Here is an 8,088-nt window from a genome sequence, read left to right as displayed (position 1 = left end):
TGGGAAATTCATTAGAATCATATTTTGACTTTGCAGAAAATGACTATCTCTTTTTTAGACAGGCTTACGATTCTAATGTAAGAGGAAGTGCTTTAGCAGCGCTTGGTCAAAATATATGTGAAAGATATCTGAAACACATTATTTCAGAATATGCGATCCCGGACACAAATCATGAGATGCGCGAAAAGGAATGGATTTTAAAATCACATAGTCTGAACAAACTTATGAAATATATTATGGATGATATGGGAATCAAAATACCAGATGAAGCAGAAACTAATATGGGTGTTATTGACGGATTCTACTTTACCACGAGGTATCCCGGGGCAGATAGTTTTATGCCCACTTCCAGAGATATAGAAAAAGCAAACAGGGCAGTAGAAAGCACACGTAATTTCGTACTTGACGTTTGTCATAAATTAGATCATGAGCAGTTGTAGCTATCATCCTTTCTGAATCCATAAATGGCATCTGCCATTAATTTGACAGATGCCATTTATTCTCCCTTAACCTCTTCTTTAGCTTCTGCAAAAATTTCCAGTATTTTTATCCTTGGATTGTCACATGCTTCGTCAGAAACTTTCCAATCTGAGTACCAGGATCTGCTCCATCAGATTCGAATTTTGGGAAAGAATCAATTGCGTCAATCTTTTCACCTGAAAGCTATTTTAAATAAAAACTATGATAAACTGCATTTTCCAGATCATAGGCTGCCGGTTCGCTGTCTTTCATACTACTGAACCCTGGCCACAGTTCATTCAGAAGCTACATCTGTTCCCCGGTCACGCCAAATTCGTTCATCAGGTCTCCTGCCGCATCCTCTTTGGGTGTTTTTACAGTGATCATATCGGTACTGGCTAATTCTTTTCTTTGAAGAGCATCCAGTTCGTACAGATCTCTGTTCATTTCTTTTTCCTGACCGTTTACTTCAACTTTTAGTATCTCTGCAGAAATCTGAATTTCTCCATCACCAGCTGCCTTTACTTCCCGTATGCCGCCATATAAAGCAGACGAAAAAATCATCATCCCGGACAGTAATATATACATTCCTCTCTTTTTCAAACTTTTGTCCCCCCACCTAAGATGATTATAATGACATTATATCTCCTGTATTTTTTCGTAAAAGATTTCTGCTCTGCTTTTAATCTTTTGACTATAAGCGATTAAGTTAACAGTTTTTATAAAGACTCTTCAAAACTGTTAATATTTTTAATCTTCCCAATAACCACAATAATATCATCCTTTTTCAGAACATTCTCAGGAATTACTTCTGTATTTGTTCCGCTTATATTTTCAATAGCAATAATATTCAGGCGAAATTTTTGACGAAGCTCTATTTCTTCCACTGTTTTCCCATTCAGACTTTCCGGCACCTGGATCTGTCGGATTTCCACATCATGCAGCAGGGCGACATAGTCGATCAGCTGTCCTGACAAAAGTTTTTTTCCAAGGCGGACTGCCATATCGCGTTCCGGATAAACAACCTCTGCACCCAGCTTTTCCAGAACAGCTCCCTGCTCTGCACTGAGAGCCTTTGAAATCACACGGGGAACTCCCAGCTCCAGAACACTCATAGTCGTCAGTATACTTATATCCACCTGCTCACCAATACAGATTATAGCCACGTCACAGTTCTGGATTCCCATTTCCTTCAGAATTTCTTTATTTAAGTTTTCAACTACGAAAGCATACTCTGTATACTGCCTCATTTCTTTTATTTTGTTTTCATCCCGGTCTGCTACGATCACTTCTTTTCCTGATTCCGCAAGCATAATAGCCAAATCCTCTCCAAAACGGCCAAGCCCTATTACCGCATAAGCTTTTTCCGGTTTTTTCTTAAACATATTCTTTTCCTCTTCTTTCCATTAATACGGATACTTATCCTATTATTACTGTTTCCTCTGAATACCTGATATTCGGCTCCTTGTGATCACTCCATATAGATACCATGGTAATCGCGCCAAGACGTCCTGTAAACATTACCAGTATTGTCACCAGCTTTGCCGCAATTCCCAGTTCAGGAGTGATTCCTGTAGAAAGACCGACAGTACCAAAAGCAGATACCATTTCAAAAAATACCTGCATAAAACTATATTCCGGCTCCAGAACGCACATCAGAAACGTAGACACGCCCACTACTGCGGCTGAAAGCATTGTTATTGTAAAAGCCTTCATAACATTCTGGCTGGAAATACTTCTCTTAAATGCTCCAGTAACCCCGTTGGTACACATACCTCTGGCTTTCTGAGCCATCACAAAAAACGTACTTGTTTTTATACCACCTCCTGTTGATCCCGGAGATGCTCCTATGAACATAAGAAAACATAAGACAAACAGTCCTGCATTGCTGAAGCTTCCCACAGAATATGTAGAAAATCCTGCTGTCCTGGCCGATACACTGTTAAAGAAAGCTCCCATCCAGCTGATATCTTCTGTCATTTTAAGCAGCAGGGTTCCCACTGCCAGGAGAATCACACTGGTGGAAAGAACAATCTTTGAATTAAAAGAAAGCTTTTTAAATCTTTTATTTTTTTTAATATCCAGGATAACAAGAAAACCAATTCCTCCAGCTATGATCAGAAAACAAGTTGTCAGATTAAGCAGTACATTATTCTGATAAGGGATCAGATTTCTAAGACCTCCCAAAATATCAAAACCAGCATTATTAAAAGCAATTGAATGAAAAATACTGATGCCAAGAGCATGCAGCGGGCTGTAATTCTGTACAAAGACTACAAAACTCAAAGCTGCACCAATGCTTTCAAAGCACAGGGTCATGATAAGGATAGCCTTTACCAGCTTCACCATACCTTTCAGATCACCGACATTTAAAGCTTCTTTAACCATAAGCCTGCTTTTGATGCTTACCCTTTTTCCTGCTGCAAGTACAAGACCTACACCTACAGATGTTACGCCCAAACCTCCAATCTGGATCAGTACTGCAATAATCCCCTGTCCCAACGCGGTAAAATGATCTGCTGTGTCCACTACAATCAGACCTGTAACACAGACTGCACTGGTGGATGTAAATAAGGCGTCAATAAACGACACCTCTGCCCCTTCCTTAACAGAGACCGACATTAAAAGCAAAATGGTTCCGATCAGTATCACACTGGCGAATCCCATTGCGATCAGCCTTCCGGGGGATTGTTTTTTTATGAATTGTTTTATATACTTTATCATTTTATTCATAACCTCTTTATCAGAATTGTTGCTGTATAACAAACACACTCCCTCTTTATAAAACTAAAGAGAGAGTGTCAGAATCGTTTTGCATTCTCTGTGTTATTTTGAGAATATCACCAATTGCAGAAGCCTGTCAATAGTAACTTCGGACTGGATCACTTGCAAAAGCACGTGTCCCATAGAATTATTTTCCACAGAAACACGTGCTTTTTATATTTTTATTCAGCTTATAATAATCGTAAATTCAACTCAGACAATGACGTTCTGTTTTGCCCATCCATAGGCATACTTAACAGCCTTTTTCCAACCCTGTATCCGTTCTGTCCGTGTCTTTTCTTCCAGAACCGGAACAAAAGTCCGATCGACCATCCAATTATTTTTTATATCCTCCAGATCTTTCCAGTATCCGACTGCAAGTCCGGCCAGATATGCCGCTCCCATAGCTGTTGTCTCCACGCACTGAGGCCGGTTTACAGGTACATTAATAATATCTGCCTGCGTCTGCATCAGAAAATTATTCGCACTGGCTCCCCCGTCTACCTTTAAAGAAGAAAGCGCAATTCCGGAATCTGCTTTCATGGCAACCAGGACATCATTCACCTGGTATGCCAGGGATTCCAAAGTAGCCCGGATAATATGGCATTTGTTTACACCCCTGGTAATTCCCACAATGGTTCCTCTCGCATACTGATCCCAGTAAGGAGCTCCCAGACCTGTAAAAGCCGGAACTACATAGCAGCCGTTGGTATCCTTTACTTTTTTTGCCATATACTCAGAATCCTCTGCAGAGTCAATGATCCGCATCTCATCACGAAGCCATTGTATTGCTGCGCCTGCCACAAAAACAGAACCTTCCAAAGCATAGGTCACTTTTCCATCCAGGCCCCATGCAATAGTTGTGATCAGACCATTTTCCGAAAATACCAGTTTTTCCCCTGTATTCATCAAGAGAAAACAGCCTGTCCCATAAGTGCTTTTTGCATCGCCTGCCTGAAAACATGTCTGTCCAAAAAGAGCTGCCTGCTGATCTCCTGCCGCTCCGGAAATAGGAATCTCTCCTCCCAGAAATGCCGGATCTGCCATTCCATATACACAGCTGCTGGGCATTGCTTCCGGAAGGATTGCCTTTGGAATATCCAATATCTGTAATATTTCATCATCCCATTCCAGCGTATTGATATTAAAAAGCATTGTCCTGGCTGCGTTGGAATAATCCGTAACATGAGCTTTTCCTTTTGTCAGTTTCCAGATCAGCCATGTTTCCACAGTACCAAATAAAAGCTCGCCCTTTTCTGCTCTTTCACGTGCTCCCGGCACATTATCAAGGATCCATTTGATCTTTGTTGCTGAAAAATACGCATCAATGACCAGGCCTGTTTTCCTCCGGAATTTTTCTGTCAGCCCCTGTTCTTTTAAGGAATCACAGTATTCTGATGTCCGGCGGCATTGCCATACAATGGCATTGTAAACCGGTTCTCCTGTATTTTTATCCCAAAGGATCGTTGTCTCTCTCTGATTTGTAATTCCGATGGCAGCAATATCCGCTGCTGATGCATCAATCATGTTCATAGCTTCCACAGCCACTCCCAGCTGGCTGGCCCAAATTTCATTAGCGTCATGCTCCACCCAGCCCGGTTTTGGAAAAATCTGCTTAAATTCACGCTGTGCCACACTGCACATCTGCCCTTTTTCATTAAATAAAATACATCTGTTGCTGGTTGTTCCCGCATCTAATGCCATCACATATTTTGCCATACTTCCGCACCTTCGTCCTTCTTATTTTACATGAACCAGACATTCTGTCTTGTAGTAGAAATTGCTGTTGCCCCGGCATCCAGCGCTTTCATGGTATCTTCCTTATCCATGATCATTCCCCCTGCGATCACTGGAACCTTACCCTCAATAAATTCACAAAGCCTGGAAATCACCTTAGGCATCGCTCCCGGAATAATTTCTATCATATCCGGTTTTACATTTTCTATCTGTTTTCTCACATTTTCATAAACCATGGAATCTAACATAAAAAAGCGCATAACTGCAAAAAAATCCAATTCTTTTGCTCTTTTTATCAAGGTTGATTTTGTAGATATGATCCCATCTGCTTTTGTTGTGTTTTTTATATAATCTACAACAATCTCCCGGTTTCCCAATCCACTGATCAGGTCAAGATGGATGATCACCGTTTTTCCGCCTTCTTTCAAACGATCTACAATATCCCCGATATTGCAGAGGTCTCCATAAAGCACAAATACAATCTGTATTTCCGCCCCTGATTCCAGACATTTTTTCAGCCCGTCTTCATCCTTAACTGCAGCAATAACAGGATAGTCTTCAAATTGTTCCAGTATTGTTTCCTTTTCCATGCTGTACCTCCAATGCCTTTATCAAAATATGAGGATAGACAGGCATTGCTTTTCAGTCACTGCAACGCCTGTCCAAAGAAATATGTACTACATTCCGATTATTCTGTTTATCAGATCCTTGCTGCTCCTGAGTCTTTCGCTGCTTTTGCAACAGCACTTGCTACTGCCTTTCCTACTCTTGGATCAAAAGCTTTTGGTATAATATAATCTGCTCCCAGTTCTTCTTCAGGTATTAATTCTGCAAGCGCTCTGGCCGCCGCCATTTTCATCTCTTCATTGATATCTTTTGCACGCACATCAAATGTACCGCGGAATACCCCGGGAAATGCCAGGACATTATTGATCTGATTCGGAAAATCGCTTCTTCCTGTGGCCACTACCTTTGCTCCGGCCGCCTTGGCCTCATCCGGAAAGATTTCCGGAGTAGGATTTGCACATGCAAAGACAATCGCATCTTCAGCCATGGATCTGACCATATCACTGGTTACTAACCCCGGAGCAGAAACTCCAATGAAAATATCTGCCCCAACCAGCATTTCTGCCAAAGTTCCCTTTCTTTTCTCACGGTTTGTGCATTGTGCCATTTCTTCTTTGATCCAGTTCATGCCTTCTTTTCGACCCTCATAAATCGCGCCGTTCCGGTCACACATAACAACATTTTTAAAGCCTGCTGATAAGATCAATCTGACAATAGAAACAGCAGCTGCCCCTGCACCGGAAGTCACAATTCTTACATTTTCTTTCTCTTTCCCAACAACCTTCAGCGCATTTAACAGTCCTGCAAGAGTAATAATTGCGGTTCCATGCTGATCATCGTGGAAAATCGGAATATCACATTTTTCTTTCAGCTTTCTTTCAATCTCAAAACAACGAGGTGCGGAAATGTCCTCCAGATTGACCCCGCCAAAAGAACCTGATAACAGATATACTGTATTTACAAATTCATCTACATCCTTTGTTTTGATGCATAACGGAAAGGCATCCACATCTCCAAATGCTTTAAACAAAACACTTTTTCCCTCCATAACCGGCATTCCCGCTTCCGGTCCAATATCTCCCAGACCAAGAACTGCCGAACCATCTGTAATCACAGCACACATATTATGGCGTCTTGTAAGTTCATAGCTTTTGTCTAAATCCTTTTGGATCTCCAGACATGGCTGAGCAACTCCCGGTGTGTATGCCAGCGCCAGATCTTCCTTTGTGGAGACCGGCACTCGGCTGACTACTTCTATTTTCCCTTTCCACTCACTGTGTTTTTTTAATGATTCCTTTGCATAATCCATTATTTTCTTCCTCTCAACTTTCTGTCATTCTCTCTTTTATGCTTCAAAAGGAAAATTGAATTCTGTTAATCCCAGTTCGTCTCTTAACTGTATAAATTCCTTCTGTACAGCCTCTGTTACAGGAACACCTTTGTCCTTCCGGTACATCCATACATCATGCTCCTTTTCTCCTGCTGTATAAATACGCTCCTGTCCTGGCGCCTTCTGAGAATTTCTCAGATTTCTTAAAATATTCCCTGCAGTCTTTTTAAATGCCTCTGCTCCCATAAATGCATCTGTATCGATTGCAATAAAGAAATGTCCTAAATGATATGGACGAAGATTTCCATTTTCATCCTTTCCGTCCAGATCTTTCAGGAAAATTCCTGACTGCAAAGCTGCGGAAAGAATTTCCACAACAGCAGCATATCCATATCCTTTATATCCGGCAAGTGTTTCACCGATGCCTCCCAGCGGAGCCAGGGCTGCATTTCCGCTGCGAAGATCTTTGAGGATCTGGGCACTGTCTGTCAGTGTAGAACCATCTCTTCCAATTACCATTCCTGCCGGTGTATCTTTGCCGATTCTGGCATAATACTCAATTTTACCATTCTGAATAATAGAAGTTGCACAGTCCAAAAGAAACGGGAATTCTTCATCTGTTGGCATTGCAAAGGTCAGAGGATTGGTTCCCATCATATTTTCTACACCAAATGTAGGTGCAATTGACGGCCTTGCATTGGTTCCCGTAATACCAATCATATTTTCTTTTGCAGCAAGGTTAGCCCAGTATCCTGCGATTCCGTAATGGGAAGAATTTCTCACTGCCACCATTCCCATGCCATATTTATGCGCTTTTTCAATACACATATCCATAGCTTTTTTACTTGCTACCATTCCCATACCGTCATTGGCATCCAGAACTGCTGTGGTTGGTGTTTCTTTCAGAACATCTATTTTTGTGATCGGATTAAGGATTCCCTTACGGATACGATCCACATAAATCGGTTTAAAACGGTTGCAGCCGTGGCTTTCTATTCCCCATTTGTCACTCTGCATCAGAACATCTGAACAAAGACGGGCATCTTCCTCCGGCAGTCCCAGTTTTACAAAAACTGCTGTCATAAAATCATCTACCAGTTCCCACGGAATAAAAGGTCTTGTTTCTTTCTGCATATTAAAATCCTCCTTAACATAATAAAAAAGACAACGCAAAAAACACTTAGTGTTCATTGCATTGTCTCTCGTCTCTTTGCAACAATTAAACTATATTA

Annotated in this window: 8 protein-coding genes; 1 reads left to right on the top strand and 7 read right to left on the bottom strand. The window is 41.4% G+C overall.

The window, feature by feature from the left end:
- Positions 1-440 (top strand): HEPN domain-containing protein (locus RDS42_RS09695; protein ID WP_308783481.1); only part of this gene is annotated, 440 nt, incomplete at its 5' end.
- 325 nt (positions 441-765) lie between these two features.
- Here RDS42_RS09695 and RDS42_RS09690 read toward each other — a convergent pair.
- From RDS42_RS09690 to RDS42_RS09660, 7 genes are all read right to left on the bottom strand, one after another.
- Positions 766-1,062 (bottom strand): hypothetical protein, encoded by a 297-nt coding sequence (locus tag RDS42_RS09690; protein WP_138271201.1) that lies wholly within the window; start codon positions 1,060-1,062, stop codon positions 766-768.
- A 116-nt stretch (positions 1,063-1,178) separates the two neighbouring features.
- On the bottom strand, positions 1,179-1,844 hold the full coding sequence (locus RDS42_RS09685) for a TrkA family potassium uptake protein (protein WP_308783480.1): 666 nt from the start codon (positions 1,842-1,844) through the stop codon (positions 1,179-1,181).
- A 34-nt stretch (positions 1,845-1,878) separates the two neighbouring features.
- Positions 1,879-3,180, bottom strand: a complete 1,302-nt coding sequence (locus RDS42_RS09680; RefSeq protein ID WP_297883783.1) for a potassium transporter TrkG — start codon at positions 3,178-3,180, stop codon at positions 1,879-1,881.
- 255 nt (positions 3,181-3,435) lie between these two features.
- Positions 3,436-4,941, bottom strand: a complete 1,506-nt coding sequence (gene glpK / locus RDS42_RS09675) for a glycerol kinase GlpK (RefSeq protein WP_308783479.1) — start codon at positions 4,939-4,941, stop codon at positions 3,436-3,438.
- A 26-nt stretch (positions 4,942-4,967) separates the two neighbouring features.
- Entirely contained in the window at positions 4,968-5,549 is a 582-nt protein-coding gene (locus RDS42_RS09670; RefSeq protein ID WP_022068292.1) for a glycerol-3-phosphate responsive antiterminator, read from the bottom strand.
- Between the two features lie 110 nt (positions 5,550-5,659).
- Positions 5,660-6,835: a malic enzyme-like NAD(P)-binding protein gene (locus RDS42_RS09665; RefSeq protein ID WP_308783478.1), complete on the bottom strand. Its 1,176-nt coding sequence runs from the start codon at positions 6,833-6,835 to the stop codon at positions 5,660-5,662.
- A 36-nt stretch (positions 6,836-6,871) separates the two neighbouring features.
- Positions 6,872-7,990 carry an Ldh family oxidoreductase gene (locus RDS42_RS09660; RefSeq protein ID WP_022068290.1) on the bottom strand — a complete coding sequence of 373 codons (1,119 nt, stop codon included), beginning with the start codon at positions 7,988-7,990 and terminating at the stop codon, positions 6,872-6,874.
- Positions 7,991-8,088 lie beyond the last annotated feature (98 nt).

This window comes from uncultured Blautia sp. (assembly GCF_902497045.1).
In the GTDB taxonomy this organism is placed as follows: Bacteria; Bacillota; Clostridia; order Lachnospirales; family Lachnospiraceae; genus Blautia_A.
Note: the sequence above shows the minus strand (reverse complement) of the source record. Positions and strands in the feature narration are given on the sequence as shown.